Annotated in this window: 25 protein-coding genes; 11 read left to right on the top strand and 14 right to left on the bottom strand. The window is 68.3% G+C overall.

The features are described 5' to 3' along the window. The first annotated feature begins 64 nt into the window (after positions 1-64). On the top strand, positions 65-1,438 hold the full coding sequence (locus GVO57_RS09540) for a DUF3526 domain-containing protein (RefSeq protein WP_160592948.1): 1,374 nt from the start codon (positions 65-67) through the stop codon (positions 1,436-1,438). A 961-nt stretch (positions 1,439-2,399) separates the two neighbouring features. Continuing rightward, complete coding sequence (locus tag GVO57_RS15470) at positions 2,400-2,675, top strand: DUF3526 domain-containing protein (RefSeq protein ID WP_327785560.1); 276 nt, start codon at positions 2,400-2,402, stop codon at positions 2,673-2,675. On the opposite strand, the gene GVO57_RS09550 is transcribed toward GVO57_RS15470, so the two are convergent. The 5 genes from GVO57_RS09550 to GVO57_RS09565 form a co-directional block, all read right to left on the bottom strand. Continuing rightward, positions 2,612-4,801 carry an ATP-binding protein gene (locus GVO57_RS09550; protein WP_160592949.1) on the bottom strand — a complete coding sequence of 730 codons (2,190 nt, stop codon included), beginning with the start codon at positions 4,799-4,801 and terminating at the stop codon, positions 2,612-2,614. The two genes, GVO57_RS15470 and GVO57_RS09550, sit on opposite strands and share 64 nt — an antisense overlap. Positions 4,802-5,011: 210 nt before the next feature. Continuing rightward, positions 5,012-7,021 (bottom strand): RNA polymerase sigma factor RpoD, encoded by a 2,010-nt coding sequence (rpoD, locus tag GVO57_RS09555; protein WP_407695686.1) that lies wholly within the window; start codon positions 7,019-7,021, stop codon positions 5,012-5,014. Between the two features lie 26 nt (positions 7,022-7,047). Next, the gene (locus GVO57_RS15025; RefSeq protein ID WP_233281316.1) at positions 7,048-7,551 is read right to left on the bottom strand and encodes a hypothetical protein; all 504 of its coding nucleotides are present in this window, start codon (positions 7,549-7,551) and stop codon (positions 7,048-7,050) included. A gap of 32 nt (positions 7,552-7,583) precedes the next feature. Next, the gene (gene dnaG / locus GVO57_RS09560; protein ID WP_327785512.1) at positions 7,584-8,969 is read right to left on the bottom strand and encodes a DNA primase; all 1,386 of its coding nucleotides are present in this window, start codon (positions 8,967-8,969) and stop codon (positions 7,584-7,586) included. Between the two features lie 91 nt (positions 8,970-9,060). Continuing rightward, positions 9,061-9,513, bottom strand: coding sequence for a GatB/YqeY domain-containing protein (locus GVO57_RS09565; protein WP_160593936.1), 453 nt, complete (start codon positions 9,511-9,513; stop codon positions 9,061-9,063). A gap of 96 nt (positions 9,514-9,609) precedes the next feature. Between GVO57_RS09565 and carA the strand changes: the two genes are divergently transcribed. The 4 genes from carA (at position 9,610) to GVO57_RS09585 (ending at position 15,272) form a co-directional block, all read left to right on the top strand. After that, the gene (gene carA / locus GVO57_RS09570) at positions 9,610-10,791 is read left to right on the top strand and encodes a glutamine-hydrolyzing carbamoyl-phosphate synthase small subunit (protein ID WP_160592951.1); all 1,182 of its coding nucleotides are present in this window, start codon (positions 9,610-9,612) and stop codon (positions 10,789-10,791) included. An 8-nt stretch (positions 10,792-10,799) separates the two neighbouring features. Further along, positions 10,800-14,045 (top strand): carbamoyl-phosphate synthase large subunit, encoded by a 3,246-nt coding sequence (carB, locus tag GVO57_RS09575; RefSeq protein ID WP_160592952.1) that lies wholly within the window; start codon positions 10,800-10,802, stop codon positions 14,043-14,045. Positions 14,046-14,127: 82 nt separating this feature from the next. Continuing rightward, the gene (greA, locus tag GVO57_RS09580) at positions 14,128-14,607 is read left to right on the top strand and encodes a transcription elongation factor GreA (protein WP_160592953.1); all 480 of its coding nucleotides are present in this window, start codon (positions 14,128-14,130) and stop codon (positions 14,605-14,607) included. Between the two features lie 38 nt (positions 14,608-14,645). Next, positions 14,646-15,272: a rhomboid family intramembrane serine protease gene (locus GVO57_RS09585; RefSeq protein WP_160592954.1), complete on the top strand. Its 627-nt coding sequence runs from the start codon at positions 14,646-14,648 to the stop codon at positions 15,270-15,272. Between the two features lie 33 nt (positions 15,273-15,305). Here GVO57_RS09585 and GVO57_RS09590 read toward each other — a convergent pair whose 3' ends face one another. The 5 genes from GVO57_RS09590 to GVO57_RS09610 all read right to left on the bottom strand — a co-directional run bounded on the left by GVO57_RS09590 (position 15,306) and on the right by GVO57_RS09610 (position 17,483). Beyond that, entirely contained in the window at positions 15,306-15,527 is a 222-nt protein-coding gene (locus GVO57_RS09590) for a DUF4170 domain-containing protein (protein ID WP_160592955.1), read from the bottom strand. 150 nt (positions 15,528-15,677) lie between these two features. Next, the gene (locus GVO57_RS09595; RefSeq protein WP_160592956.1) at positions 15,678-16,100 is read right to left on the bottom strand and encodes a hypothetical protein; all 423 of its coding nucleotides are present in this window, start codon (positions 16,098-16,100) and stop codon (positions 15,678-15,680) included. A gap of 2 nt (positions 16,101-16,102) precedes the next feature. Then, a complete protein-coding gene (locus GVO57_RS09600; RefSeq protein WP_160592957.1) occupies positions 16,103-16,573 on the bottom strand; it encodes a hypothetical protein in 471 nt (156 codons plus the stop codon). Continuing rightward, positions 16,570-16,890, bottom strand: coding sequence for a phage holin family protein (locus GVO57_RS09605; protein ID WP_160592958.1), 321 nt, complete (start codon positions 16,888-16,890; stop codon positions 16,570-16,572). The genes GVO57_RS09600 and GVO57_RS09605 overlap by 4 nt, the downstream gene beginning before the upstream one ends. A gap of 20 nt (positions 16,891-16,910) precedes the next feature. Next, entirely contained in the window at positions 16,911-17,483 is a 573-nt protein-coding gene (locus tag GVO57_RS09610) for a hypothetical protein (RefSeq protein WP_160592959.1), read from the bottom strand. 149 nt (positions 17,484-17,632) lie between these two features. Between GVO57_RS09610 and eno the strand changes: the two genes are divergently transcribed. The 4 genes from eno to GVO57_RS09630 all read left to right on the top strand — a co-directional run bounded on the left by eno (position 17,633) and on the right by GVO57_RS09630 (position 21,820). Further along, positions 17,633-18,919, top strand: coding sequence for a phosphopyruvate hydratase (eno, locus tag GVO57_RS09615; RefSeq protein ID WP_160592960.1), 1,287 nt, complete (start codon positions 17,633-17,635; stop codon positions 18,917-18,919). Between the two features lie 31 nt (positions 18,920-18,950). Then, positions 18,951-19,316, top strand: a complete 366-nt coding sequence (locus GVO57_RS09620; RefSeq protein ID WP_160592961.1) for an FtsB family cell division protein — start codon at positions 18,951-18,953, stop codon at positions 19,314-19,316. Positions 19,317-19,454: 138 nt separating this feature from the next. Continuing rightward, positions 19,455-20,462, top strand: a complete 1,008-nt coding sequence (gene pdhA, locus GVO57_RS09625; protein WP_233281565.1) for a pyruvate dehydrogenase (acetyl-transferring) E1 component subunit alpha — start codon at positions 19,455-19,457, stop codon at positions 20,460-20,462. Further along, positions 20,462-21,820: a pyruvate dehydrogenase complex E1 component subunit beta gene (locus GVO57_RS09630; protein WP_160592963.1), complete on the top strand. Its 1,359-nt coding sequence runs from the start codon at positions 20,462-20,464 to the stop codon at positions 21,818-21,820. The genes pdhA and GVO57_RS09630 overlap by 1 nt, the downstream gene beginning before the upstream one ends. 43 nt (positions 21,821-21,863) lie before the next feature. Here GVO57_RS09630 and GVO57_RS09635 read toward each other — a convergent pair whose 3' ends face one another. The 4 genes from GVO57_RS09635 to GVO57_RS09645 are packed head-to-tail and all read right to left on the bottom strand — an operon-like array spanning position 21,864 to position 24,989. Beyond that, positions 21,864-22,580 (bottom strand): TadE/TadG family type IV pilus assembly protein, encoded by a 717-nt coding sequence (locus tag GVO57_RS09635; protein WP_160592964.1) that lies wholly within the window; start codon positions 22,578-22,580, stop codon positions 21,864-21,866. Positions 22,581-22,588: 8 nt separating this feature from the next. After that, positions 22,589-22,918 carry a hypothetical protein gene (locus tag GVO57_RS15030; RefSeq protein WP_233281317.1) on the bottom strand — a complete coding sequence of 110 codons (330 nt, stop codon included), beginning with the start codon at positions 22,916-22,918 and terminating at the stop codon, positions 22,589-22,591. Then, a complete protein-coding gene (locus GVO57_RS15035) occupies positions 22,915-23,229 on the bottom strand; it encodes a TadE/TadG family type IV pilus assembly protein (RefSeq protein WP_233281318.1) in 315 nt (104 codons plus the stop codon). The genes GVO57_RS15030 and GVO57_RS15035 overlap by 4 nt, the downstream gene beginning before the upstream one ends. Then, complete coding sequence (locus tag GVO57_RS09645) at positions 23,226-24,989, bottom strand: Tad domain-containing protein (RefSeq protein ID WP_233281319.1); 1,764 nt, start codon at positions 24,987-24,989, stop codon at positions 23,226-23,228. The genes GVO57_RS15035 and GVO57_RS09645 overlap by 4 nt, the downstream gene beginning before the upstream one ends. A gap of 178 nt (positions 24,990-25,167) precedes the next feature. On the opposite strand from GVO57_RS09645, the gene GVO57_RS09650 reads away from it, so the two are divergent. After that, positions 25,168-25,830, top strand: coding sequence for a squalene/phytoene synthase family protein (locus tag GVO57_RS09650; RefSeq protein ID WP_160592966.1), 663 nt, complete (start codon positions 25,168-25,170; stop codon positions 25,828-25,830). Positions 25,831-25,881 lie beyond the last annotated feature (51 nt).

Raw genomic sequence — 25,881 nt, forward strand, 5'->3', positions numbered from 1 at the left:
CCGCCTTTGTCATTGCCGGGGGGAGCTGAGGCTGATCCTGCGCTCGCGGCTGGCGCTGATCGGCATGGCGACGCTGATCCTGCTGTCGGCGATCGCCGCGCTCACTTCGTGGCGGCAGATGGAGGTGGCGCGCGCCGCGCGGGCGGCGAGCCAGCATGCAGCCGACAGCGCGTTCAAGGCCCAGCCCGGCCGCCATCCCCACCGCATGGTCCATTATGGCAGCTATGCGATCCGCCCGGTCGGGCCGCTGGCGGCGTTCGACCCCGGCGTTGATGCCTTTACCGGCACCGTTCTCTATCTGGAGGGGCACCGGCAGAACAGCGCGACCTTCGGCGCGGCGCGCGAATCCTCGGGGCTGGTGCGGTTCGGCCAGCTGACGCCGGCCTTTGTGCTGCAGACGCTGGCACCGCTGCTGCTGGTGTTCCTGGGCTTTGCCGGCGTGGCGCGCGAGCGTGAGGGCGGGGGGCTGGTCACGCTCAGGGCGCATGGCGCGACCGCGATGCAGATCATCGCCGGCAAGGCGCTGGCGCTGGCGGTGGTCGCTCTTGCCGCCGCCGCCCCGGCGCTGGCCGGACTTGCGCTTGCCGCCGGCACCGCGCCGGCCGAAGCCGGCATCGCCGCGCTGATCGGGCTGGCCAGCCTTGCCTATCTGCTCGGCTGGGCGCTGGTGGTGACGGCGGTGTCGGCGCTCGCCCGCACCGCGCAGGGCGCGCTGATCGCGCTCATCGCGCTGTGGGCGGTCACCGTGATCCTGCTGCCGCGCGGGGCCGCCGCGCTTGCCGGGCTGGTCCACCCGCTTCCCGGCCGGGCCGAGACGGAGCTGGCGATCAACGCCGATCTGCGCCGGCTGGGCGACAGCCATAATCCCGACGATCCGTTCTTCGCCGCCTTCCGCGCGCGGCTGCTGCGCCAATATGGCGTCACGCGCATCGAGGATCTGCCGTTCAACTATCGCGGCGCGCTGTCGGCGGAGGGCGAGCGGCTGACCGCATCGCTGTTCGCCCGCTATGCGGCCCGGTCGGCGGGCATCCAGCGCGCTCAGCTGGCGCTGGTCGATGTCCTGTCCTGGGCCAGCCCGGCAATTGCGGTCAGGCGGCTGTCGATGCTTGGCGCGGCGACCGATCTCAACACCCATCTGGCGTTTCTCGATCAGGCCGAGGCGCATCGTTATCACATGGTCCAGCGATTGAACGCCATGCACACGACCCGCGTGTCTGCCGCCGACGATGCCCGCCGCAGCAGCGATGCCGAGGCCGAACGCCGGTCGCGCATCGCCGCCGCCAGCTGGCGCGAAATCCCGGATTTCGCCTTTGCGGCCCCCGATCCCGCGGCCCGGCGCGCGGCGATGGCCGCGCCGTTCGCCCGGCTGCTGGCCTGGCTGGGGGCGGCGCTGGCGCTGCTGCTGATCGCCGCGCGGCGGATGGAGGTGCGGGCATGATCGCCGATCTGCTCCGCGAGGCGCGGCTGCTGGCGCGCGACCGGCGCGCGCTGCTCGCCGTGCTGGCGCTGGCGGTGTTCGCGGCGGCGAGCCTTGCGCTCGGCCTTGCGACCGTCGCGCGCGAACGCGCTGCCATCGACCGCATGACCGCGCTTCAGCGGGCGGACGAAGCCGCAGTGATGCGCCACGCCGCCGATGCCGGGTCGGCCGCCTATTACACCTTCCACGCGACCTGGGACGCGCCGTCGGACCTTGCCTTCGCCGCGCTTGGCGGGCGGGACATCGCGCCCGCAATGCTGCGCATCCGTGCGCTCGCGCTCGAGGGACAGATTTACGAGAATGAGGCCGCAAATCCCGAACTCGCGCTGCCCGGGCGGTTCGATTTCGCTTTTGTCGTCATCTATTTGGCACCGCTGGTGATCTTTGCGCTGCTCCACGATCTGCGCTCTGGCGAGGGCGAGGCCGGGCGGCTGGCGCTGCTGCGCGCCCAGCCGGCGGCGCGGCGGCGGATCTGGGCGCCGCGCATCGCGCTGCGGCTTGCGCTGGTGCTGGCGGCGCTGCTGCTTCCCTTTGCGGTCGCGGCCATCTGGGCCGGCACCGCACCGGCCCGCGCGCTCGGCTTTGCCGGGCTGGTCGTGCTTGCCTGCCTGTTCTGGGGGCTGGTTGCGGTGCTGGTCGCCCGTATCGGCCTGCGTTCGTCGGTCAATGCGGCAAGCCTGGGCGCGATCTGGTTCGCCGCCACGCTGATCGTGCCCGCAGCGGCCAATATCGCGATCAATGGCGCCATCGCCGTTCCCGATGGCGCAGCGCTGGCACGGGCGAACCGCGAGGCCGTTCATGCCGGCTGGGACAAGCCGCGCGGCGAGACAATGGCGCGTTTCCTGGCGCTTTACCCCGCCTATCGCGGCACCGCCCCGTCGGCGCGGCCTTTCACTGGAAATGGTATTATGCCTTCCAGCATCTGGGGGATGTCGAGGTCGCGGCCACCGCGCGGGCCTATCGCGAGGGTATTGCGCGGCGCGAACGCGCGGCACGGACGCTGGGCTGGCTGCTGCCGCCGCTCGGCCTGCAACAGGCGCTGCACGATGTTGCCGGCACCGGCGTCGCCGGCCAGCTGGCCTATCAGGACCGCGTCCGCGCCTATCACCGGCGGCTGCGCGAGTTCTATTATCCCTATCTGTTTTCTGACCGGCCGTTCGGCCCGGCCGATTTCGCCCGCGCGCCGCGTTTCGGCTGAGCCTCAATCCGGTTGGCGCGGATTGGCCGGTGCGTGGGAAGGCTGGGAAGCGGTAGGCTGGGAAGGGGCAGGTTGGGGAGGCGGATGTGAAAGGCAGCGCCGCCGGTCTCTGCGCGGCGCGCGACGATGGTGCCGCCATGCGCCTCGATCACCGTGCGGCAGATCGCAAGCCCAAGGCCGGTGCCGTCATCCTTGGTCGTGCGGAACGGTTCGAACAGCCGCGCTTCGGCCTCTGGGGCAAGGCCCGGCCCGGTATCGGCGATGACGATCAGCAGATCCCCGCCCTCACGCCGGGCGCGGATCAGGATCCGCCGGTCGGCACAGCCGGCCATCGCGTCGCAGGCGTTGCGCAGGATGTTGCCGATCACCTGTTCGATCTGCAGCACGTCGCAGTCGATGCCGGTCGCATCCGCTGCAATGTCCAGCCCGAGCGCGACGCCGGCAGCGGTTTCGCGCATCCGCGTCTGTTCCCAGGCGGCGGCGACGATGTCGGGCAGCTGGCCAAGGCTGCGCGACACCTCGCCCGACAGCGTGAAGCGCCGCATCCGCCGGATGATCTCCGATGCCCGGCGCAGCGTGTCGGTGGCGTGCATGACAAGGGCCAGCGCATCGGCCCCGGCATCGGTTGCAGGGCCCGGATCCTGTGGTCCCGAACCCGCCGCGCCCCGGAGCCGTAGCCGCGCGGCGGCCAGATAATTGGCGGTCGAGGCGAGCGGCTGGTTGAGCTCATGGGCGAGGGTGGAGGCGAGCGCCCCCATGGCCGACAGGCGCGAGGCGCGCAGCGCGACCTGCTGGGCGGTGTCGCGGTCCGAATCGGCAAGTTTGCGGTCGGTGATGTCGAACAGCAGCCCGCCGATGCTGATCGGTGCGCCGCTGCGGTCGCGTTCGACCACCGACCCCTTGGCGCGCAGCCAGCGCGGCCCGTCGCGCGTCGTCGCGGCGCGATATTCGACGTCGAGCAGCGCCGGGCCGTCGCGCGACCAGAGCTGCTCGCATTCGCGCCTGACGCGGTCGCGGTCATCGGGGTGGACGGCCATGAAAAACGTCTCGGCGGTGCGCACGGCATTGGGCGGGCGGCCGAACAGCAGCCCGAACCCGTCCGATACATCAAACGCATGGGTGAGCAGATCCCATTGCCACACGCCAAAGCCGGCCGCAGTCATCGCCTGTGCCATGCGCTGTTCGCTGGTGCGCAGGGCGGTCAGCGCGCGCGCTTCGGCCAGCGCCTCGCCCAGCCGGTCGGCGATGGCGCGGCCGGTGGCGATTTCCGCCGCGCTCCACCCCCGCGGGCTGGTGTCGAGCGCGAACAGCAGCGCGCGGGCGGGCCGGCCCGGCATGGGCAGGAACAGCGCCGCAGCGATGCCCAGATCGGCAAGCCCGGCCAGAAAGGGCGAGGTGCGCCGCAGATCGCCGGCAGCAAGATCGGGAAGGGCGATGGCCTCATCGCCGCTGAGCGCATCGGCGAGCATCCGACCAAGCGTCGCGACCCGGCGGCGTTCGGCGGGCGGCGGTGGCCCCCCGGTCGTCCAGGCTGTGCGGACCAGCGCGACCGCCTGATCGGCATCGGTCTCGATCAGCCCGACCGTGCGGGCATCGAGGAAATGGCCGAGCACCGCGCCCGCCGCCGCCAGCGTTTCCCCCGGCTCGGGCTTGCGCGCGAACAGCTGTTCATGAAGCGCAAGCAGCGCCGCGCGGCGGCGTTCATCTTCCTTGCGGGCATCGATCCGCCCCGCCGTGCCGAGCGCACGCAGCGCCCGACCGGCGGCATCGCGTGCCGTCACCCGGCCGCGCAGCAGCACCCAGCGCCAGCCGCCATCGGGGGTGCGCAGACGGATTTCAGCGCCTGAACAGCGATCAATCCCCTTGACCAGCCGGATGGCCCAGTCGCGAAGCTCTGCGTGATCCTGCTGGTGAACATGCGCACGCCAGTCCAGCACCCCGATGCCATCGCGCGGCAGGGCGTAGCAGCCGGGCCAACCACCGGACGGCGAGATCCGGTCACCTGTGACATCCCAATCCCAGACAGCTTCTTCCGCCGCATCGAGTGCGCGGAGCGCGAGCGCGCCGGCCGCCGCATGCGCGGCCGCCGGGTCGCGGGGCCCGTCATTCTCGTCGCTGCCCTGCATCCCGCCTTGAGCCCCGTCCCTGGCCGGTCTGTGCCGACGGGCGCCATGATGGCCCGCCCTTCGGCCACTGACAACCGGCAATGGCCGGCTGGCGGCATCCGGCCGGACAGCACCGGGCGGGCCAGTGTGCGCGGGCAGTCGGTTGCCGCCAAAAAAGGCCCCGCCCGGCACGTGCCGGACGGGGCCGAAACAGTCACCGCGCAGGCGGCTTCACTGGTCGAGGAAGCTGCGCATCTTGCGGCTGCGCGACGGATGCTTGAGCTTCCGGAGCGCCTTGGCCTCGATCTGGCGGATGCGCTCGCGCGTCACGCTGAACTGCTGGCCGACTTCCTCGAGCGTGTGGTCGGTGTTCATGCCGATGCCGAAGCGCATGCGCAGCACGCGTTCTTCACGCGGGGTGAGGCTGGCAAGCACGCGTGTCACCGTTTCCTTCAGGTTCGCCTGGATCGCGGCATCGACCGGGATGACGGCGTTCTTGTCCTCGATGAAATCGCCCAGGTGCGAATCCTCCTCATCGCCGATCGGCGTTTCAAGGCTGATCGGTTCCTTGGCGATCTTCATCACCTTGCGGACCTTTTCGAGCGGCATCGACAGCCGCTCGGCCATTTCCTCGGGCGTCGGCTCGCGGCCCTGTTCGTGCAGGAACTGGCGGCTGGTGCGCACCAGCTTGTTGATCGTCTCGATCATGTGCACCGGGATGCGGATCGTGCGCGCCTGATCGGCGATCGAGCGGGTGATCGCCTGCCGGATCCACCAGGTGGCGTAGGTCGAGAATTTATAGCCGCGGCGATATTCGAACTTATCGACCGCCTTCATCAGGCCGATATTGCCTTCCTGGATCAGGTCCAGGAACTGCAGCCCGCGATTGGTGTATTTCTTGGCGATGGAGATGACGAGGCGCAGATTGGCCTCGACCATTTCCTTCTTCGCGATCCGTGCCTCACGCTCGCCCTTCTGGACCATGTTCACGATCCGGCGGAACTCGGGCAGCGCCATGCCGGTCGCCTGCGCGATTTCGGCGATTTCGGCGCGGATGCGTTCGACCGCATCGGCCTCGGCATTGGCAAAGGCCGTCCACTTCTTGTCGACGCCGCGCACGCTGTCGAGCCAGCTCTCATCGAGCTCATGGTTCACATAGCGGTCGAGGAAATCCTTGCGCGGCACCTTGTGGCGCTCGGCCAGGCGCAGCATCTGCCCGCCCAGCGCGGTCAGCCGGCGGTTATAGCTGTAGAGCTGATCGACCAGATATTCGATCTTCTGGTTGTGGAACTGGACGCTTTCGACCTCGGCGGTCAGCTCCTCGCGCAGCTTCTGATAGTCGCGCTCCTTGGCCGGCGCAAAGGCGGCACCGCCGCCCATCGCGCCGAGGCGCTGGCCCTGCAGCTTGGCGAATTTCTGGTAGATTTCGGCGATGCGGGCGAATTTTTCGAGCGCGCCGGGCTTGAGCAGCTCCTCCATCGCGGCGAGCGACAGGGTGTTGTCCTCGTCATCCTCTTCCATCGGGCGCTGGGCGCGCCGCTCGGTCATCTCGTCATCGTCTTCGCCGGCCGGCTCTTCCTCGACCTCGTCCTCGTCCTTGAACGACGGGCCGGCGGTCTTTTCGGAAATCTCGCCGTCGCCGCCTTCCTCGTCTTCGAGATTGTCGGGCGTCGGATCCTTGTTGAGCATCGCGTCAAGATCGAGGATCTCGCGCAGCTGCATCGTGCCTTCGTTGAGCGCGTTCGACCAGCCGATGATGGCGTTGAAGGTGATCGGGCTTTCGCACAGCCCGAGGATCATCGTGTCGCGCCCGGCCTCGATCCGCTTGGCGATGGCGATTTCGCCCTCGCGGCTGAGCAGCTCGACCGCGCCCATCTCGCGCAGATACATGCGCACCGGATCGTCGGTGCGGTCGACGGTTTCCTTCTTCTTTTCGGGCAGCGGGGCGAAGCCGGCTTCCGAATCGGCGGCGGTATCGAGCTCGTCGTCGTCGGACTGTTCCTCGGCGTCTTCGCCGGCGTCCTCATTCTCGACGATGTTCACACCCATGTCGTTGAGCGCGGACATGATATCCTCGATCTGCTCGGACGACATCTGGTCCTGGGGCAGCGCCTCATTGAGCTCGTCATAGGTGATGTAGCCGCGCTTCTTGGCGCGGGTGATCAGCTTCTTGACCGACGCTTCGTTGAGATCGATCAGGGGCGCGTCGCCGCCCTCCGCTTTGTCGACCGGTTCATCCATCGTTTTCGCCATCTGTCCGCCCGAGCTCAAGTCAGTCCTTCGCCTTCGTCGTCTTGCAGCAGATTTGCAAGCCGCCGGTCGATCTCGACACGCATTTCGAGAAGCCGCTGCTGCTCCTTATAGGTCGCCTCATCGAACGACCGGGTCAGCTGAGCGGTGGTCGCTGCCAGCGCCGCCGCGATTTCCGGCCCGGCGACCATCACATGGATGGCCTCGGCCAGAGCGGCGCGGGCACGGCCTGGATCGGCATCTTTCCGGGTGAAGGAAAAAGGCAGGCTGTCGGCACGCAACATTTCTCGCACGAGCGCATCGAACTCGCTACCCGCCAATATGGTGGCGAGCCGTTCGGGATCAAGCGTCTCCTGAACAGCCATTTCGGGACCGAGCGCGAGCTCGACCAGCCGCCCGACCAGAGCCGCAATCCGCGGATCGGCAAAGCGGATCATGTGCAGCGCCTCCAGATGGACGCCCAGCTGGTCGGGCATGGCGAGCAGCCCGGCGACCACGCCCTTGACGAGAATCGCGTCCATGCCGGTCGCGCCCACCGCCTTGGCATCGTCGGTCAGCGGGGGAATGAACCCGGCAAAGCCGCCTGCCCGCCCGCCGCGCGCCCCCCGCGGCCGTCGGCGCGGAACGGGGCAGGCCTGCTGCCAAATCCGCCGCTAAAGCTGCCGCCGCCGCGGGGCGGGCGGGCGAGATAGGAGGCCTCGAAACGCTGGCGGAACTCGGCCTGATATTGCGCGCGGACATCGCCGTCGCCGATTTCGGCGGCGAGCAGCGCCAGCCGCTTGCGCAGCCCGGCGCGCTGTTCGGGGGTGGTGAGCGGCGCGGCCTCGACCTCGTGCCGCCACAGCCGGTCGACGAGCGGCTCGGGCTTTGCCGCCAGCTGTTCAAACGCCGCCGCGCCGCCGGCGCGAACCAGATCATCGGGGTCCTGGCCGGGCGGCAGGGTCAGGAACGCCAGCGAGCGGCCCGGCTGCAGATGCGGCAGCGCGCGGGTGGCGGCGCGATAGGCGGCCTTCTGCCCCGCGCCGTCGCCGTCGAAACACAGCAGGGGCTGGTCGACATGCCGCCACAGCCGCTCCAGCTGCTGTTCGGTGAGCGCGGTGCCGAGCGGGGCGACCGCCGCCCCGATCCCCGCCTGGGCGAGGGCGATCACGTCCAGATAGCCCTCGACCACGATCATCCGGCCTTCGCGGCGGGCGGCGGCGGCGGCGCGGTCAAGGTTGAACAGCGTCCGCCCCTTGTCGAACAGCGGCGTGTCGGGGGAGTTCAGATATTTGGGCTCGCCCTGGCCGATGATGCGCCCGCCAAAGGCGATCACCCGGCCGCGCGGATCGCGGATCGGGATCATCAGCCGGTCGCGGAACCGGTCATAAGGCTCCTTGCCCTCAACCGCGATCAGCAGCCCGGCCTCGATCAGCAACGCATCACCATAGCCCGCCAGCGCCCGGCGCAGTCCCTGGCGGTTGTCGGGCGCATAGCCGATGCCAAAGGCCGTGCGGGTTGACGGGCTGATGCCGCGCCGCGCGACATAATCGCGCGCCGCGCCGCCGCCCGCGCCCTCCAACTGGTCGGCGAACCAGCGCGCGGCATCGGCCATCAGCTCGTGCAGGCCGCGCGCCTGTTCGGCCCGCCGCGCCTCGCGCGGGTCCGGGGCCGGCACCTCCAGCCCCGCCGCCTGGGCGAGCTCGCGCACCGCATCCATGAACCCCAGGCCGCGCTGGTCGGTCAGCCAGCGGATCGCATCGCCATGCGCGCCGCAGCCGAAGCAATGGTAAAAGCCCTTCTCGTCATTGACGTAGAAGCTCGGGCTCTTCTCGTTGTGAAACGGGCAGCAGGCGCGGAACTCGCGCCCCGCGCGCTGCAGCTTGACCGTCCGGCCAACCAGCGCGGACAGCAGGGTGCGTTGCCGCAGCTCGTCGAGAAAGGCCGGGGACAGGCTCATGACGCGGGCGATCCTGCCGCGCGGTCGCGGCGTGTCAAACCCCGCCGCAGCGCGGCGGGGCGGGGACGGCAAAAGCCATGGTGCGGCGCGCTCAGCCGAGCGCGGCCTTCACCAGCGCGCTTGCCTTCGCCATGTCGATCTGGCCGGCATGGCGGGCCTTCAGCTCCGCCATCACCCGGCCCATGTCTTTCAGCCCGGTCGCGCCGATCTCGTCGCGGATCGCGGCGATCGCGGCGGCGGCTTCCGCATCGTCCATCATCCTCGGCAGGAAGCGTTCGATCACCGCCACCTCGGCGGCTTCGCCCGCCGCCAGTTCGGGCCGGCCGCCCTGTTCGTACATCGCAATCGATTCGCGCCGCTGCTTGACCATTTTCTGCATGACTTCGATCACCAGCAGATCGTCGTCGGCGGGAGCGGGGCCGGTGCGCGCCTCGATGTCGCGGTTCTTGATCGCCGCCTGGATCAGGCGGAGGGTGGCGGTGCTCTCCTTGTCGCCGGCCTTCATGGCGGCAACGAGCGCGGATTTGATGTCGTCGCGAATCATGGGCACCGCTTTAACAGGTTGACCGCCGCCCCGCGCAAGCCTAGCGGACGGGCCTTAGCGATATCGCCGTCACCCTTGTTCAGGAGCCTGCCCATCATGGCCGACGCCACGCCCTTGCGCGCACCCGAAAGACCAACCGGGGTGCTCGTCCTGGCCAGTGGCGAGACGATCTGGGGCAGGGGCTTCGGCGCCGAGGGTGCCGCAGTCGGCGAGGTGTGCTTCCACACCGCGATCACCGGCTATCAGGAAATCATGACCGACCCGTCGTTCGAGGGGCAGATCATCACCTTCACCTTCCCGCACATCGGCAATGTCGGTGCCAATGACGAGGATGTGGAGGCGGACCACGCCCATGCGCTCGGCTGCATCGTGCGCGAGGATGTGACCGCGCCGTCCAGCTTTCGCGCCGCCCAGGGTTTCGACAGCTGGCTGAAGGCGCGCGGCAAGATCGGCCTGGCGGGGATCGACACCCGCGCGCTCACCCGCCGCATCCGCGAGGGCGGGGCGCCCAATGGCGTGATCGCCCATAATGCCGAAGGGGTGTTCGACATCCCCGCGCTTGTTGACATGGCGCGCGCCTGGCCGGGGCTGGAGGGCATGGACCTGGCCGGCCAGGTGTCGTGCGCGGCGGACCATCCGTGGGACGGCGGCGTGTGGCAGCTGGGCGCGGGCTATCAGCCGGGCGGTGCGGATGCTGACCGGCCGCACATTGTCGCCATCGATTATGGCAGCAAGCACAACATCTTCCGCAATCTGGTGAAGGCCGGGGCGAAGGTGACCGTGCTGCCTGCGACTGCGAGCTTTGACGAGGTGATGGCGCACAAGCCCGACGGCTTCTTCCTGTCGAACGGGCCGGGCGATCCGGCGGCGACCGGCGAATATGCGGTGCCGGTCATTCGCCAGATGCTGGAGACGGGCAGACCGCTGTTCGGCATCTGCCTTGGCCATCAGCTGCTTGCGCTGGCGATCGGCGCGCGCACGGTGAAGATGCATCAGGGCCACCGCGGCGCCAACCACCCGGTCAAACGGCTCGACACCGGCCAGGTTGAAATCACCAGCATGAACCACGGCTTTGCCGTCGAGCGCGACAGCCTGCCCGCCAATGCGCGCGAGACGCATGTGTCGCTGTTCGACGACAGCAATTGCGGGCTGGAGCTGACCGACCGCCCGGCGTTCAGCGTCCAATATCACCCCGAGGCCAGCCCCGGCCCGATGGACAGCCTTTATTTGTTCGAGAAGTTCGTCAGTCGCGTCCGCGCGGCCAGCGGCAAGAACTGAGACACGCCATGCCCAAACGCACCGACATTTCCTCGATCCTGATCATCGGCGCCGGCCCGATCGTCATCGGCCAGGCCGCCGAGTTCGACTATTCCGGCACCCAGGCGGCAAAGGCGCTGAAGGCCGAGGGGTTCCGCATCATCCTCGTCAACTCGAACCCGGCGTCGATCATGACCGACCCGGAGTTTGCCGACGCCACCTATATCGAGCCGATCACGCCGGAGATCGTCGCCAAGATCATCGAGAAGGAACGCCCCGACGCGATCCTGCCGACGATGGGCGGGCAGACGGCGCTCAACACCGCGCTTGCCCTGTTCCGCGACGGCACGCTCGACCGGTTCGGCGTGCGCATGATCGGCGCGGATGCCGATGCGATCGACAAGGCCGAGGACCGGCTGAAGTTCCGCGAGGCGATGGACCGGATCGGGCTGGAAAGCCCGCGCAGCCGCATCGCCCATTCGCTCGACGAGGCGCTCGCCGCGCTCGACCATGTCGGCCTGCCGGCGATCATCCGCCCGTCCTTCACCCTGGGCGGCACCGGCGGCGGCATCGCCTATAACCGCGAGGAGTTTGCCGAGATCGTGGCCGGCGGCCTTGATGCGTCGCCGACCAACGAGGTGCTGATCGAGGAATCGGTGCTCGGCTGGAAGGAATATGAGATGGAGGTGGTCCGCGACCGGGCGGACAATGCCATCATCATCTGCTCGATCGAGAATGTCGATCCGATGGGCGTGCACACCGGCGATTCGATCACCATCGCCCCGGCGCTGACCCTGACCGACAAGGAATATCAGATCATGCGCAACGCCTCGATCGCGGTGCTGCGCGAGATCGGGGTGGAAACCGGCGGCTCCAACGTGCAGTTCGCGGTCAATCCGAAGGATGGCCGGCTGGTCGTCATCGAAATGAACCCGCGCGTGTCGCGTTCGTCAGCGCTGGCATCGAAGGCAACCGGCTTTCCCATCGCCAAGGTCGCGGCCAAGCTGGCCGTCGGCTACACGCTCGATGAAATCCAGAACGACATCACCGGCGTCACCCCGGCGAGCTTTGAACCGACGATCGACTATATCGTCACCAAGATTCCGCGGTTCGCGTTTGAAAAGTTCAAGGGCTCCGAACCGCATCTGTCGACGGCGATGAAGTCGGTCGGCGAGGTGATGGCGATCGGCCGGTCATTCCATGAAAGCCTGCAAAAGGCGCTGCGCGGGCTGGAAACCGGGCTGTCGGGGCTCAACCCTGCAACCGCGCTCATCGGTGCGCGCAAGGAAACGATCATCGAGGCGCTGGCGCGGCCGACGCCCGACCGGCTGCTCGTCGCTGCCCAGGCGCTGCGCGAGGGCCTGAGCATCGACGAGGTGCACGAGGTCGCCCGCTATGACCGCTGGTTCCTCGCCCGCATGGCCGAGATCGTCGCCGCCGAGCGCGAGGTCGCCGCAAACGGCCTGCCGCAGGATGCAGGCGCGATGCGCCGGCTGAAGGCGATGGGCTTTTCCGATCAGCGGCTGGGCGAACTGGTCAACCGCCACGAGGATGTGGTGCGCGCGCATCGCCATGCGCTCGGCATCCGGCCGGTGTTCAAGCGCATCGACACCTGCGCGGCCGAGTTCGCCGCGCGCACGCCCTATATGTATTCGACCTATGAGGCCCCGTCCTTCGGCACGCCCGAGGATGAAAGCCAGCCGTCCGACCGGCGCAAAATCGTCATTCTGGGTGGCGGGCCGAACCGGATCGGGCAGGGGATCGAGTTCGATTATTGCTGCGTCCATGCCTGTTTCGCGCTGCGCGAGGCGGGGTTCGAGACGATCATGATCAACTGCAACCCCGAAACCGTGTCGACCGATTACGACACGTCGGACCGGCTGTATTTCGAACCGCTGACCGCCGAGGATGTGCTCGAGGTGCTCAATGCCGAGCAGGCGCGCGGCGAGCTTCTGGGCGTGATCGTGCAGTTTGGCGGCCAGACCCCGCTCAAGCTTGCCTCCGCGCTTGAAAAGGCCGGGATCCCGATCCTTGGCACCAGCCCCGATGCCATCGATCTGGCCGAGGACCGTGAGCGTTTTGCCGATCTGGTCGAACAGCTGGGCCTGAAGCAGCCGGCCAACGGCATTGCGCGCAGCCGGGACGAGGCGATCGCGGTCGCCGCGCGGATCGGCTATCCGGTGCTGATCCGGCCATCCTATGTGCTGGGCGGGCGCGCGATGGAAATCGTCGACGGCCCCGACCAGCTCGATTCCTACATTGCGACCGCCGTGCAGGTGTCGGGCGATTCGCCGGTGCTGATCGACCGCTATTTGCGCGACGCCATCGAGGTCGATGTCGATGCGATCGGCGATGGCGAGGATGTCGTCGTCACCGGCGTTATGCAGCATATCGAGGAAGCGGGCGTCCATTCGGGCGACAGCGCCTGTTCGCTGCCGCCCTACAGCCTGTCCGACGAGATCGTTGCCGAGATCGAGCGCCAGACTGAGGCGCTGGCGCGGGCGCTCGACGTGCGCGGGCTGATGAACGTGCAGTTCGCGGTCAAGGACGGCGAGGTTTATCTGATCGAGGTCAATCCGCGCGCCAGCCGCACGGTGCCGTTCGTCGCCAAGGCCATCGGCACGCCGATTGCCAAGATCGCCGCGCGGGTGATGGCGGGCGAAAAACTGGCCGCGCTGCCGCCGATCAACTGGCGGGTGCCGCACATCGCCGTCAAGGAAGCGGTGTTCCCGTTCGCGCGCTTCCCCGGCATCGATCCGGTGCTGTCGCCGGAAATGAAGTCCACCGGCGAAGTGATGGGCATCGATAGCGATTTTGCGACCGCGTTCCTGAAGTCGCAGCTCGGTGCGGGCACCACCCTGCCGCTGTCGGGCACGCTGTTCGTGTCGGTGAAGGACAGCGACAAGCCGCAGATCCTGGAGCCGGTGCGCGACCTGATCGGCATGGGGTTCCGCGTGATCGCGACCGGCGGCACCGCCGATTATCTGGCGGCGGCCGGGCTTGCGGTCGACCGGGTCAACAAGGTCGCGCAGGGGCGGCCGCATATTGTCGACCGGATCAAGGACGGTGCCGTCCATCTGATCTTCAACACCACCGAAGGCTGGCTGTCGCTCAAGGACTCGCAGTCGATCCGCGCCTCCGCGCTTGCCCACCGGGTGCCGAGCTTCACCACCGCTGCCGCTGCGGCCGCCGCCGTCCGGGCAATCGCGGCACTTGCCGCACATCCCCTTGAAGTGCGCTCGCTCCAGTCATATTATTCAGGGCTCCGCGCCTGACCCCCGACATTGTGTTCGTGTGGCGGGTGGCCCTGACGGGGCCGCCCGGGGTGCCGGATTTTCTTGGGCGAAGGGTGGATTGATGGCGACCGTCGAAAAAATGCCGATGCTGGCCGAAGGCCATCGCAAGCTGACGGACGATCTGCACCGGCTGAAAACGGTCGAGCGGCCGCAGGTGATCGACGCGATCGAAGAGGCGCGCGCGCATGGCGACCTGTCGGAAAACGCCGAATATCACGCCGCCAAGGAACGCCAGGGCCAGATCGAGGCCGAAATCGCCCGCATCGAGGACCGGCTGAGCCGCGCCCAGATCATCGACCCGACCGAGCTGTCGGGCGACAAGATCGTGTTCGGCGCGACCGTCACGCTGCTCGATGAAGACGACAAGCCGGTTCGCTATCAGATCGTCGGCGAGACCGAGGCCGATGCCAAGCTGGGGCGGATCAGCTACAACTCGCCGCTCGGCCGCGCGCTTATCGGGCGCAAGGTCGATGATGAGGTCGAGGTGACGGTGCCGTCGGGCGACCGTTATTATCTGGTCTCGAAGATCGAGTTCATCTGACACGGGCGTGATGACGACCGCGATGCGGGTTCACCGCCATGCCTGACGCCGCCAATGCCCGCGTCACCAACTGGATCGCGGTGTTCACGGCGCTGGCCTGGATGCTGGTTGCGCTGATGGGCGATGGCGACCGGTTTGCGGTTGCCGCCGGTTTCATCCCGTTGCGCCTGACCGAGGGGCTGGACCTGCCCGGTGCCTGGCCGGTCTGGACGACGCCGCTGTCAGCAACGCTGATCCATGCCGGGCTGGTGCATCTGGCGTTCAACCTGTTGATGTTCGTCTATTGCGGCCGGTTCGTCGAACAGGTGATCGGCGGGGCGGGGAGTGCGGTGCTCTATGTCGCCGGGGCCTATGGCGCGGCGGCGGCGCACTGGGCGGTCGATCCGGGCAGCACGGTGCCGATGATCGGCGCAAGCGGCGCGATGTCGGCCACCATCGGTGCCTATGCGGTGTTTTTCAGCCGCGCCAAGGTGCGCGCGATCGGCCCATTGTCGCCGTTCGTGGTGCGCGTGCTGTGGCTGGCCGCGGCCTGGATATTCGTCCAGTCGCTGCTCGGCCTGTCGGCGGCGGGCGGGCGCATCGCGATTGCCGCGCATATCGGCGGCTTCATCACCGGCCTCGCGCTTGCCCGGCCGCTGCTGATGTGGCGTTACCGCAACGCCTGACGGCCGGCAGGCGGTCGCTGCCGACCGGGTCGTTCAGGCTTCGTCCTTCGCCGGGTCGAGCAGCCGGTGCAGGTGCACGACCACATATTTCATCTCGGCATCGTCGACGGTGCGCTGCGCGGCGGCGCGCCACGCATTTTCCGCGCTGCGATAGTCGGGATAGATGCCGACAATGTCGATCTTTTCCAGATCGACGAAATCAAGGCCCTGCGGGTCGCTGACCCGGCCGCCGAACACGAGATGCATCTTGCTCATGGCCCGCGCGCCTAGCCGGGCGCGGGCCGGGGAGCAAGTCCGCAAGCTCCCGCAAGCGCGTCTCCAGGCCGGGTGGACCCACCCGGCGACCCGGAAAACGCGGTAAACACAAAGCTGGAGCGCGCGATCGGGTGCAACCGATCGAACGCTTTAGGGTTTTTTGGTCGTCTTGACCGCGCCGGCCGCCGCCTGGCCGGCGGCGGCGACCGCGCCGATCGCCCGGTCGGCCAGCGCCTCCACCGGCGACTTTGCCGCGGTGCCGATGCCCAGTTCCTGCTTGCCGGCAGAAACCGCGGCGCGGCTGGCCTCGGCTGCAGCCGCGCCGAGCTTGCGCCCGACCGGACCGAGGGTGCGGCGTTCGCGCTGGCTGGGCGGCAGCGCCGCGCCGATCAGCGCCCCGATGGCAATCCCGCCGGCAAGCGCCAGCAGCGGCGTATCGGCGATCCGGCGGGTCAGGTCTTCGCCAAGCTCGCCGGTCCGCGCCCGCACCGCATCGATCCGGTCGGACATGGTGGCGGCACTGGCGGCGGCGCTGGAACCGGCGGGTGCGGGGGAGGGATCGGAATGGGCCATGGTCATACTCCGTGGTCGGCAAGAAGAAAGGGCGGCTCGTCTGCGCCGGGCGGGGGCGGGGGCGCGGGGGAATGGTCGGCGTTCGCGTCGTGCGCCGGGGCGGGGGCGGGGCGCGCGGCGGCACGGGCCTTGCGGCGGGTTGCGCGGGCAGACAGGGTCTTCCCGGCATGCGCGATCCCCCGCGCGATCCGGTCACGCAGGCCGATGCCAATCACCGCCAGCAGCAGCGCACCGATCAGGCCCGGACGATCAAGCGCCGCGCGCGCGCCCGCTGCCGCACGCTCGGCCATCGCGCGGGTCGCGGCATCGGCGCGCCGCCGCGCCCGCTGGGCAAGCTCGGCACCGATTTCGGTGGCAAGCGTCGGGGGATCGAGCCGCTCGCCAAGCCGGATCAGCGAGGCGCGCAGCTGCGCCCGCGCCGCTTCCGCTTCGGCCCGCGCTGCTGCCAGCGCGGCTTCGTCGCGCGCGCTCACCGGCCCGCCCGCCTGATCTGGCGCCAGGCAAGATAGCCCAGCCCCGCTGCCGCCAGCAGCGCGCCGGCGATCACGATGGTGAGCGCTGCCCCGGTGCCGGTCACCGGCTGCAGCACCAGCACCAGCCCGACGAGCAGTGCCGGCACCGTGCCGAGCGCGAGTGCAAGCGCCAGCCCGGCGAGCACCGCGGCGCGGAGAAGGGGGGTCGCCGCCGCCCTGGCGCGGGCGCGGTAAAGCCCGGCCTCGGCACGGGCGAATGCCTTGCCGTCCTCGACCAGCTGGCCGATCAGTTCCCCGATGGGGACATCCTCGTTCATCGGCCGGCCGGCGGGCGCGATCAGGCCGCGTCGCCGGTGCTGGCGGCACCGTCTGTCGGCGCGGAGGGCTGGCTGTCGCCGTCGTCGTTATTGTCCAGCCCCGCACGCACCAGCCGGGCAAGCACGAAGCCGACGCCCACCGCGACGCCGATGGCGACCGCCGGGCTCTTGCGCACCATTTCGCGCGCATCATCGACCAGCTCCTCGACATCCTTGCGCCGGACCGATGCGGCAAAGCCCGCCACGCTCTCGGCGGCGTTGACGGCATAGCGCGCATATTGCGGGCCGATCTTGTCCTCGATCGTCCGCGCGGCATCGGTCAGGAAGCGCGCCGCTTCCTCAAGCGCGCCTTCGGCCTTTTCCTTGCCCTGGCCGGCGGCGTCGCGCAGCTTGCCGGTCGCTTCAGATGCAAAGGCCCCGAACTGGGTCCGCAGCCGCTCGACCGTCGATCCTTCCGGTGTCGCCGCGTTCTCCGCCGCGTCGGCCGTCTCGTCACCCGTGCTGCCCGCCGTGTCGGGCTTCACGTCGTCACTGGCCGGGGTCCCGGTCAGCTTGTCCGCCGTGTCATTGGGAAGCTGGCTGACATCGGTCATGGGAATCCTCCTTCTGCCGCGAAAAAAACTGTTTCGCATCAACCCCCGGCCGGGCGACCGGGTTCCGCGCCGCCCGCGCCGGATTTGCGTTCCGGCGGCAGCGCCGATAGGGCAACGCCGTTACGTCCCAGATGTAGGAAAACCCTTCCATGACCGCAATCATCGACATTCATGGCCGTCAGATCATCGACAGTCGCGGCAATCCGACGGTCGAGGTCGATGTGACACTGGAAGATGGCAGCTTCGGCCGTGCCGCCGTGCCCTCGGGCGCGTCGACCGGCGCGTTCGAAGCGGTCGAGAAGCGCGACGGCAACAAGGCGCGCTGGCTCGGCAAGGGCGTCAAGCAGGCGGTGGCCGCGGTCAATGGCGAGATTGCCGAGGCGGTGATCGGCCGCGATGCCGAGGATCAGACCGAAATCGACGCCGAAATGATCGCGCTCGACGGCACCGAGAACAAGGGCCGTCTGGGGGCCAATGCCATTCTGGGCGTCAGCCTGGCGGTGGCGCGCGCGGCGGCTGAGGCGTGCGGCCTGCCGCTCTACCGCTATGTCGGCGGCGTTTCGGCCAACATGCTGCCGGTGCCGATGATGAACATCATCAATGGCGGCGCCCATGCCGACAATCCGATCGATTTCCAGGAATTCATGATCATGCCGGTCGGCGCCGACAGCCTGAGCGAGGCGGTGCGCTGGGGCGCGGAGATTTTCCACACGCTCAAAAAGGCGCTGCACGACAAGGGGCTGGCGACGGCGGTGGGCGATGAGGGCGGCTTTGCCCCCAATCTCGCCTCGCCGGCCGATGCGCTCGATTTCATCATGCGGTCCATTGAGACGGCGGGCTATCGTCCCGGCGAGGATGTGGTGCTGGCGCTCGACTGCGCGGCGACCGAGTTCTTCCGCGACGGCCGCTATGCGCTCGATGGCGAGGGGCGCAGCCTGTCGCCGGCCGAAATGGCCGATTATCTGGCCGATCTGTGCGCCCGCTACCCGATCCGCTCGATCGAGGACGGCATGGCCGAAGAGGATTATGACGGCTGGAAGATCCTGACCGACCGGCTTGGCGGGAAGGTCCAGCTCGTCGGCGACGATCTGTTCGTCACCAATCCGCGCCGGCTGGCCGACGGCATCGACCGGGGGCTGGCCAACTCGCTGCTCGTCAAGGTCAACCAGATCGGCACGCTGACCGAGACGCTGGAGGCGGTGTCGACCGCGCAGCGCGCCGGCTATACGGCGGTGATGTCGCACCGTTCGGGCGAGACCGAGGATGCGACGATCGCCGATCTGGCGGTTGCCACCAATTGCGGCCAGATCAAGACCGGCAGCCTTGCCCGCTCCGACCGGCTCGCCAAATACAACCAGCTGATCCGCATCGAGGAACAGCTGGGCAGCCAGGCGCGCTATGCCGGTGCGGCCATTTTTCGCAACAAAGCGGGTTGATTCGCCGACTCGGCTGTGATTCAACAGGTTAATGGCTGGTCCCCGCAATGCCCTTCATCTGCTCAGGTCGGTCGCCGGTCCGGCGGCCGCGCTGCTCGTGATCGGTTTTTTCGGGGGCTATGCGCTGGTCGGGCCCAATGGCGTGCTGGCGCTTGGCGATTATCGCCGGGCGCTCGCCGCGCGCGAGGCCGAACTGGCGCGGGTCGAGGAGCAGCGGCGGATCATCGCCAACCGCGTCGCCCTGCTCGATCCGAAAAAGGCCAATCCCGACATGGCCGACGAGCTGATCCGCAAGGAACTGGGCCTCGTCCATCCCGACGAGATCATCATTCCGATGGACGAGCTGCCCGACGCGCCCTCCACGCCCGCGCCTGACGCTACGACCGGCGCGCGTTGACGGACGATCCAGCCGTTGCGATTTCGGTCGCGGGCGGACTATAGGCGTCGCTCACCAACCTCTCTCCAGCCCTCGACAGAAGGGGATATCATCTTGGCCAGAGCCGCAAAGCCCAAGGCAGCCTCAGCGCCGCCCGCCATCCCGAACCGCGAGCGTCCGCCCGAGCCGCAACGCTATCAGCCCGGCCGGGATGAGCTCCTGGAGCTTTACCGCCAGATGCTGCTGATCCGCCGGTTCGAGGAAAAGGCCGGCCAGCTTTACGGCCTCGGCCTGATCGGCGGGTTCTGCCATCTCTATATCGGTCAGGAAGCGGTGGCGGTCGGCCTCCAGTCCGCGCTGACCCCGGGGCTGGACAGCGTCATCACCGGCTACCGCGACCATGGCCATATGCTGGCTTACGGCATCGATCCCAAGGTCATCATGGCCGAACTGACCGGCCGTGCCGCGGGCATTTCGCGCGGCAAGGGCGGGTCGATGCACATGTTCTCGACCGATCACCGCTTCTATGGCGGCCACGGCATTGTCGGCGCGCAGGTCAGCCTGGGCGCGGGCCTGGCGTTCAAGCACAAATATGCCGGCGATGGCGGCGTCTGCATGGCCTATTTCGGCGACGGCGCGGCCAATCAGGGCCAGGTCTATGAAAGCTTCAACATGGCCGAGCTGTGGAAGCTGCCGATCATCTTCGTGATCGAGAACAACCAATATGCGATGGGCACCAGCGTCAACCGCTCCTCGGCGGAAGACCAGCTCTATCGCCGCGGCGAAAGCTTCCGCATCCCCGGCATCCAGGTCGACGGGATGGACGTGCTCGCCTGTCGCGGCGCGGCCGAGGTCGCGCTTGACTGGGTGCGCAGCGGCAAGGGGCCGGTCATCCTCGAGATGAAGACCTATCGCTATCGCGGCCATTCCATGTCCGATCCGGCCAAATATCGCAGCCGTGACGAGGTGCAGTCGGTGAAGGAGAAATCCGATCCGATCGACCAGGCGGCGCGCGATCTGGGCGCGCTTGGCGTCACCGAGGCCGAACTGAAGGACATTGACCGCGAGATCCGCCGCATCGTCGGCGAAGCGGCCGATTTTGCCGAAACCATGCCCGAGCCGGACCTGTCCGAACTCCACACCGACGTGCTGGTGGAAACCTACTGATGGCGATTGAACTGAAGATGCCGGCCCTGTCCCCCACGATGGAGGAAGGGACGCTTGCCCGCTGGCTGGTCAAGCCCGGCGATGCCGTGCGTTCGGGCGACATTCTGGCCGAGATCGAGACCGACAAGGCGACGATGGAGTTCGAGGCGGTCGACGAAGGCGTCGTCGCCGAGATCCTGGTGGCCGAGGGCACCGACAATGTGAAGGTCGGCACGGTGATCGCGACGCTGACCGGGGAAGGTGAAGCCGCCGCCCCGGCACCGGCAGCTGCGCCGGCTCCCGCTCCTGCACCCGTGCCGGCTCCGGCACCTGTGGCGGCGAAGCCCGCGCCGGTCCCGGCGGCTCCGCGCGCTGCCGAGGTGCCGGCCGGCACCGAAATGGTCCGCACCACGGTGCGCGAGGCGCTGCGCGATGCGATGGCCGAGGAAATGCGCCGTGACGAGCGCGTGTTCGTGATGGGCGAAGAGGTTGCCGAATATCAGGGCGCCTACAAGGTCACCCAGGGGCTGCTCGACGAGTTCGGGCCGCGCCGCGTGATCGACACGCCGATCACCGAATATGGCTTTGCCGGCATCGGCACCGGGGCGGCGATGGGCGGCCTGCGCCCGATCGTCGAGTTCATGACGTTCAACTTCGCCATGCAGGCGATCGACCACATCATCAACTCGGCGGCGAAGACCAACTACATGTCCGGCGGCCAGATGCGCTGCCCGATCGTGTTCCGCGGGCCGAACGGCGCCGCCAGCCGCGTCGCTGCCCAGCACAGCCAGAATTACGGCCCCTGGTATGCAAGCGTCCCTGGCCTGGTGGTGATCGCGCCCTATGACGCGGCCGATGCCAAGGGGCTGCTCAAGGCGGCGATCCGCAGCGAGGATCCGGTCGTGTTCCTTGAAAACGAGCTGGTCTATGGCCGCAGCTTCGACGTGCCGCGCCTCGACGATTTCGTGCTGCCGATCGGCAAGGCGCGGATCGTGCGGCCGGGCCGCGATGTGACCATCGTCAGCTATTCGATCGGCGTGGGCGTCGCGCTCGATGCCGCCGAACAGCTGGCCGGCGAGGGGATCGAGGCCGAAATCGTCGATCTGCGCACGCTGCGTCCGCTCGACCGGCAGACGGTGCTGGAAAGCCTGGCGCGCACCAACCGGCTGGTGGTGGTCGAGGAAGGCTGGCCGGTCTGCTCGATCGCGTCGGAAATCGCCGCGATCGCGATGGAGGACGGGTTCGACGATCTCGACGCGCCGGTGCTGCGCGTCACCAATGCCGATGTGCCGCTGCCCTATGCGGCCAATCTTGAAAAGCTGGCGATCGTCGATGCCGCGCGCGTCGTCGAGGCGGTCAGGCGGGTCTGCTACCGCTGAGCTTTTGCCGCCCGGCCCGGAGATGTTCGGGCCGGGCGGCGGTTCAGACCGTGTATTTGTCGCAGGTCAGCCGCGCATTGCCGATGCTGGGGGCCGGATCGATGATGCCGGTGCCGCTGTTGAGGCTCAGGTCGCGCCGGTCACGGACGACGAACGACGCGATATAGTGGATGCGCGGCCGCCCGATCAGCCACGCGCCGAGCAGCGGCTGATACTGGTAGTTGATTTCGACGAACATCACCGCTGATCCCGGCGGGGCGGTGACGCGCGATCCCGTCGGCCCCATGCCGGCAAAGGCGTTGCCGGTCGCCCCGTCGCCGGCGCGGCCATAGCTCGAATCCCAGCCGGTTCCCTGCCGCAGCCCCAGGCAGCGCTGCCATTTGATCGTCTGCCCGCCCGAGGCGTTGGTTTCCACGCTCGACAGGGTGACGCGGCCATTTTGCAGCAGCCGCAATGACCCGCCCTGGATCCGCACGCCTTCGAGCACGTCGCTCAGGTCGACCTCGCGCAGCTCCTGCAGGTTGGTCTGCCGGTTGCTGCTGCCCGCGCGCGACGCATTGTCGGCCAGCGACAGCGCGATCTGGCTGACGCGCATCTGCATCTGCGCGTAATTGCCGACCTCGATGCCGTACATGCTCAGCCCCATAAAGGCCGGCAGGCTGAAGGCGAACTCGATATAGGCGACGCCTTTCGCATTGCCCGACAGCCGTGCCGGCAACAGGCGGGTGGGCGACAGGCGCGTGGAAAGGCGCGCGATCATGGACCGGATCATGTGCATCGATTGACCACCGGTGCGACCGACTGGGCGGCGAAGGGCTGGTTCTTGAGCGCGGTCTGGACGACGATCTGTTCGGTGTTCGACAGGCCGAGCATCCGCCCGATCGGGAACAGCCGCGGATAGGTGACGGTGACGCGGTAAAGGGTCACGTCCTTGGCACCACCCTGGCCGGACCGGCCGGGGCGGGCATCCCACTGGTTGTTGCCGTTGATGTCGTCATAACATTCGCCGGGATCGCGGCGATTGTTGTTGTTGCTGTCGACAAAGCGTTCCGGCTTGGTCGCAAGGAAGGTCGAATAAAACTCGCGGCTGGTCGTCACCGTGGCGTTGCGCAGCGCGGTGCCGACCTGGGCGCGGATGCGGTTGTCGAGCGCGTCGCTGCGTTCCGCACCCCCTGGATCGTCGAATCGCGGCCGGAACGCTGCACCTCGCCCTCGACGATCGAGGTGACATAGGAGCGATAGGCGAGATCCATCCCGCCGAGCAGCATCAGCAGCATCGTCGGCGCGATCAGCGCGAACTCCATCATCGTCGATCCGCGCGCGTCGGCCAGCACCGCCGGCAGGCGCCGCGCGATGTCGGTGCCGGCGGCGCCGGGGCCGGGGTGGCGGGGCGCGGGGGCGCGGCTCACTTGGTCAGCCTCAGTTCGGCGATCAGCGAGGCGATTTCGCGGAACGCGTCACGCAGCTGGGTGGTGTTGGCCGCATAATAGGCCTTGCCCGGCGACGCGCATTGCTCAAGCCGTGTCGTCATGCTCTGCGAAAAGGCGATGACCCAGACGGTGATGCCCTTGGACTTGGCGGCCTCGCAGATCGCGCTGAACCGGGCATTGTGCCGGTTGGTCAGGTCGCTCGACGCCGCACCGCCAAGCACGCGCTGATCGCGGCGTTCAAAGCCGTAAAGGCCGTAGATAGCATCGTTCGGTGCCATGTCGCCATCGGTCATGAAGATCAGATGGCGGTTGGGCGGATCGCCATTGGTGCGCGCGGCGGTGTCGGCCGCAAACGGCCCGGTCGGCGACAGGAAGCGCGCCCCCCAGATCATGCCGACATCGTGATAGGTGCCGCCATGGGGGGTGAAATCGGCTGCGTTGACGTATCCCGACACTTCGGCCCGTGTCATTTCCGCCAGCCGCCGCGCCTGTTTGACGCAGGTGTTGAAGCCGCCGCGGTTGTTGTTGGTCGTCGCGCGCCAGTCTAGGCTGTGGCCGTCTGCCGAATTGTCAATCTTGTCCTCGGCTGCGTTGCCGCCGCGATTGTAGATCACCTGCGGCCACATCGGCCGCCACCGCGTCGCGCGCGAGTTGGGGATCAGATCGATGTCGAGATCGGCGGGCAGCGGGTTGGTGAAGGTCGACAGCGCGCTTGTCTGCCGTTCCTCGATGCAGCCCGCCCAAACCGGCGAGGTCACGCCCAGCTTGGTCGGATCGGGGACGGCATTGCCCTGCACATAGCCCGAGACGTCATGATCGACCGGTTCATAGCGCCACATCGGGGTAAGCGGGCGCTGCCGGGTGGAGCAGGTCCCCGGCGCGTTGCTGCCTGTCGCGGCGGTCCAGTTGGAGTTGCTGCCATAGGTCAGCGTTGCCGGAAAGCCGGTGGCCGGGCTGCGCAGCCGATAGGCGTTGCAGTCGGCCTGCGACATGCGGGCGATCGACGGGCCGGTGGTTTCGGTTCCGGTCAACTGTTCACCGACGATGCGCCGCGACTGATAGGTCCAGGTGTCGGTGACCAGATAGCTGGACGGCAGCAGCCGCCCGACATTGACCGTCGAGGTATAGGGAACAAAGCCGTAGCGGATCCGCGTCGATGGATCCTTGGCATTGGCGACGGTGTCGTAGAAATCGAGCACCGCGAGCTTCAGCCCGGCGATGCGCGATCCGCTTTCCTCTGGCACCGCCCAGACATTGCCGACCTGCACCGCCGTCACCGAGCCGGTATAGCTGTTGCAGCTCGACGTGTTGCGCGCCGGGGTGCAGGCCATCGATCCGGTGGTGTCGAGCACGAACATGATGTCGGCATCCGGCACGTCGAACCGCGCCTCGCACGACACGTTGAGCGCGCGCGCGCGAAAGCCGAACATGCCCATAACCGCCATCGGCACCGACACCGATGCCGTGCCGCGCACCTGGCCGTCGCCGGTGTCCGCAGGTGTGAACACGAGATTGCTGGTCCTGAACCAGCCGCTGGTGAAGTTGTTGCGGAAAAACTGCTGCGCCCGATCGCGCGACGTGGCGTCGAGCGTGCCGCCGGTCATGAATTTGCGCCCGGCGAGAACCCCGGCATCGCATGCCTGTTGCAGTCGGGTGCGGACGACATACAGCCGCGCCATGTCCACCGCCGCGCCGGCAAAGCCGGCGAGCGGGATCATGCCGGCGGCGATGATCGCCATGGTGTTGCCGGCGCGATTTGCGCGAAACCGTGCGAGGAACCCGGCGTTCGGCCTATAAAGAGTGTCTGGTGCGGCCATGACTCTGCTTCTGCCCGGATCATGCGGCGACCCTGTTGCCGGTTATGCGCGCCCCCGGCTAAGCATGGGCTAACAGGCTTGGTTAACAGGATTTTGCCCTTTGGCTCCGCAAATTGCCGATCCCGAACGCCTGCTGGCGCTTGCCTATGCGGACGCAGAGCGGCGCGGTGCGCTCGCGCTTTTGTGGCAGCTCGACGAACGGCTGGCGGGCATTGTCGTCACGACCAGCCAGCCGGCGATCGGCCAGATGCGCCTGACCTGGTGGCATCAGGCGCTGGACGGGCTCGGCACCGCGCCCGCGCCGGCCGAGCCGCTGCTCATGGCGCTGGCCGCCTGTCCTCAGGTGGTGCCGGCGCGGCTGCTGCCGCTGATCGATGGCTGGGAAGCGCTGCTCGACGCTCCGCCGCTCGACGAGGCGGCGCTGTCCCTGCACGCTGAGGCACGTGGTGCGGCGCTGTTTGCAGCGGCGGCGGATCTGCTTGGCCCGACCGGTCTTCCTGATGATGAGATCGCTGCCGCCGGACGCCTCTGGGCGCTGATCGATGCTGCGCGGCGGCTGACCGATCCGGCCAGTGCCGGCCGCGCGCTCGCGCTGGCCCGTGCCGAGCTGGGGCGGCTGCCGCGACGCTGGCCAAGGCCGCTCGCGCCGCTCGGCCTGCTGGCGGTGCTGGCCCGCGCCGATGCCCGCGCGCCTCAGCCGGCGCGGCAGGGCGCGCCGCGCCGCATTGCCCGCGCGCTCTGGTTCCGGATTGCGCGCCGCTGAGTGAAAAGCATCGGTTCCGGATCATTGACTGGCAGGGATCGGGGCGGCTGA

The organism is Sphingomonas changnyeongensis (genome assembly GCF_009913435.1).
In the GTDB taxonomy this organism is placed as follows: Bacteria; Pseudomonadota; Alphaproteobacteria; order Sphingomonadales; family Sphingomonadaceae; genus Sphingomonas_B; species Sphingomonas_B changnyeongensis.

What these genes read in the sequence shown, in the direction of transcription:
- GVO57_RS09540 (WP_160592948.1), top strand. Translation starts at nt 65, where the DNA reads ATGGCGACGCTGATCCTGCTGTCGGCGATCGCCGCGCTCACTTCGTGG.
- GVO57_RS09550 (WP_160592949.1), bottom strand. Translation starts at nt 4,801, where the DNA reads ATGCAGGGCAGCGACGAGAATGACGGGCCCCGCGACCCGGCGGCCGCG.
- rpoD (WP_407695686.1), bottom strand. Translation starts at nt 7,021, where the DNA reads ATGGATGAACCGGTCGACAAAGCGGAGGGCGGCGACGCGCCCCTGATC.
- GVO57_RS15025 (WP_233281316.1), bottom strand. Translation starts at nt 7,551, where the DNA reads ATGGACGCGATTCTCGTCAAGGGCGTGGTCGCCGGGCTGCTCGCCATG.
- dnaG (WP_327785512.1), bottom strand. Translation starts at nt 8,969, where the DNA reads ATGAGCCTGTCCCCGGCCTTTCTCGACGAGCTGCGGCAACGCACCCTG.
- GVO57_RS09565 (WP_160593936.1), bottom strand. Translation starts at nt 9,513, where the DNA reads ATGATTCGCGACGACATCAAATCCGCGCTCGTTGCCGCCATGAAGGCC.
- carA (WP_160592951.1), top strand. Translation starts at nt 9,610, where the DNA reads ATGGCCGACGCCACGCCCTTGCGCGCACCCGAAAGACCAACCGGGGTG.
- carB (WP_160592952.1), top strand. Translation starts at nt 10,800, where the DNA reads ATGCCCAAACGCACCGACATTTCCTCGATCCTGATCATCGGCGCCGGC.
- greA (WP_160592953.1), top strand. Translation starts at nt 14,128, where the DNA reads ATGGCGACCGTCGAAAAAATGCCGATGCTGGCCGAAGGCCATCGCAAG.
- GVO57_RS09585 (WP_160592954.1), top strand. Translation starts at nt 14,646, where the DNA reads ATGCCTGACGCCGCCAATGCCCGCGTCACCAACTGGATCGCGGTGTTC.
- GVO57_RS09590 (WP_160592955.1), bottom strand. Translation starts at nt 15,527, where the DNA reads ATGAGCAAGATGCATCTCGTGTTCGGCGGCCGGGTCAGCGACCCGCAG.
- GVO57_RS09595 (WP_160592956.1), bottom strand. Translation starts at nt 16,100, where the DNA reads ATGGCCCATTCCGATCCCTCCCCCGCACCCGCCGGTTCCAGCGCCGCC.
- GVO57_RS09605 (WP_160592958.1), bottom strand. Translation starts at nt 16,890, where the DNA reads ATGAACGAGGATGTCCCCATCGGGGAACTGATCGGCCAGCTGGTCGAG.
- GVO57_RS09610 (WP_160592959.1), bottom strand. Translation starts at nt 17,483, where the DNA reads ATGACCGATGTCAGCCAGCTTCCCAATGACACGGCGGACAAGCTGACC.
- eno (WP_160592960.1), top strand. Translation starts at nt 17,633, where the DNA reads ATGACCGCAATCATCGACATTCATGGCCGTCAGATCATCGACAGTCGC.
- GVO57_RS09620 (WP_160592961.1), top strand. Translation starts at nt 18,951, where the DNA reads ATGGCTGGTCCCCGCAATGCCCTTCATCTGCTCAGGTCGGTCGCCGGT.
- GVO57_RS09630 (WP_160592963.1), top strand. Translation starts at nt 20,462, where the DNA reads ATGGCGATTGAACTGAAGATGCCGGCCCTGTCCCCCACGATGGAGGAA.
- GVO57_RS09635 (WP_160592964.1), bottom strand. Translation starts at nt 22,580, where the DNA reads ATGATCGCGCGCCTTTCCACGCGCCTGTCGCCCACCCGCCTGTTGCCG.
- GVO57_RS09645 (WP_233281319.1), bottom strand. Translation starts at nt 24,989, where the DNA reads ATGGCGATCATCGCCGCCGGCATGATCCCGCTCGCCGGCTTTGCCGGC.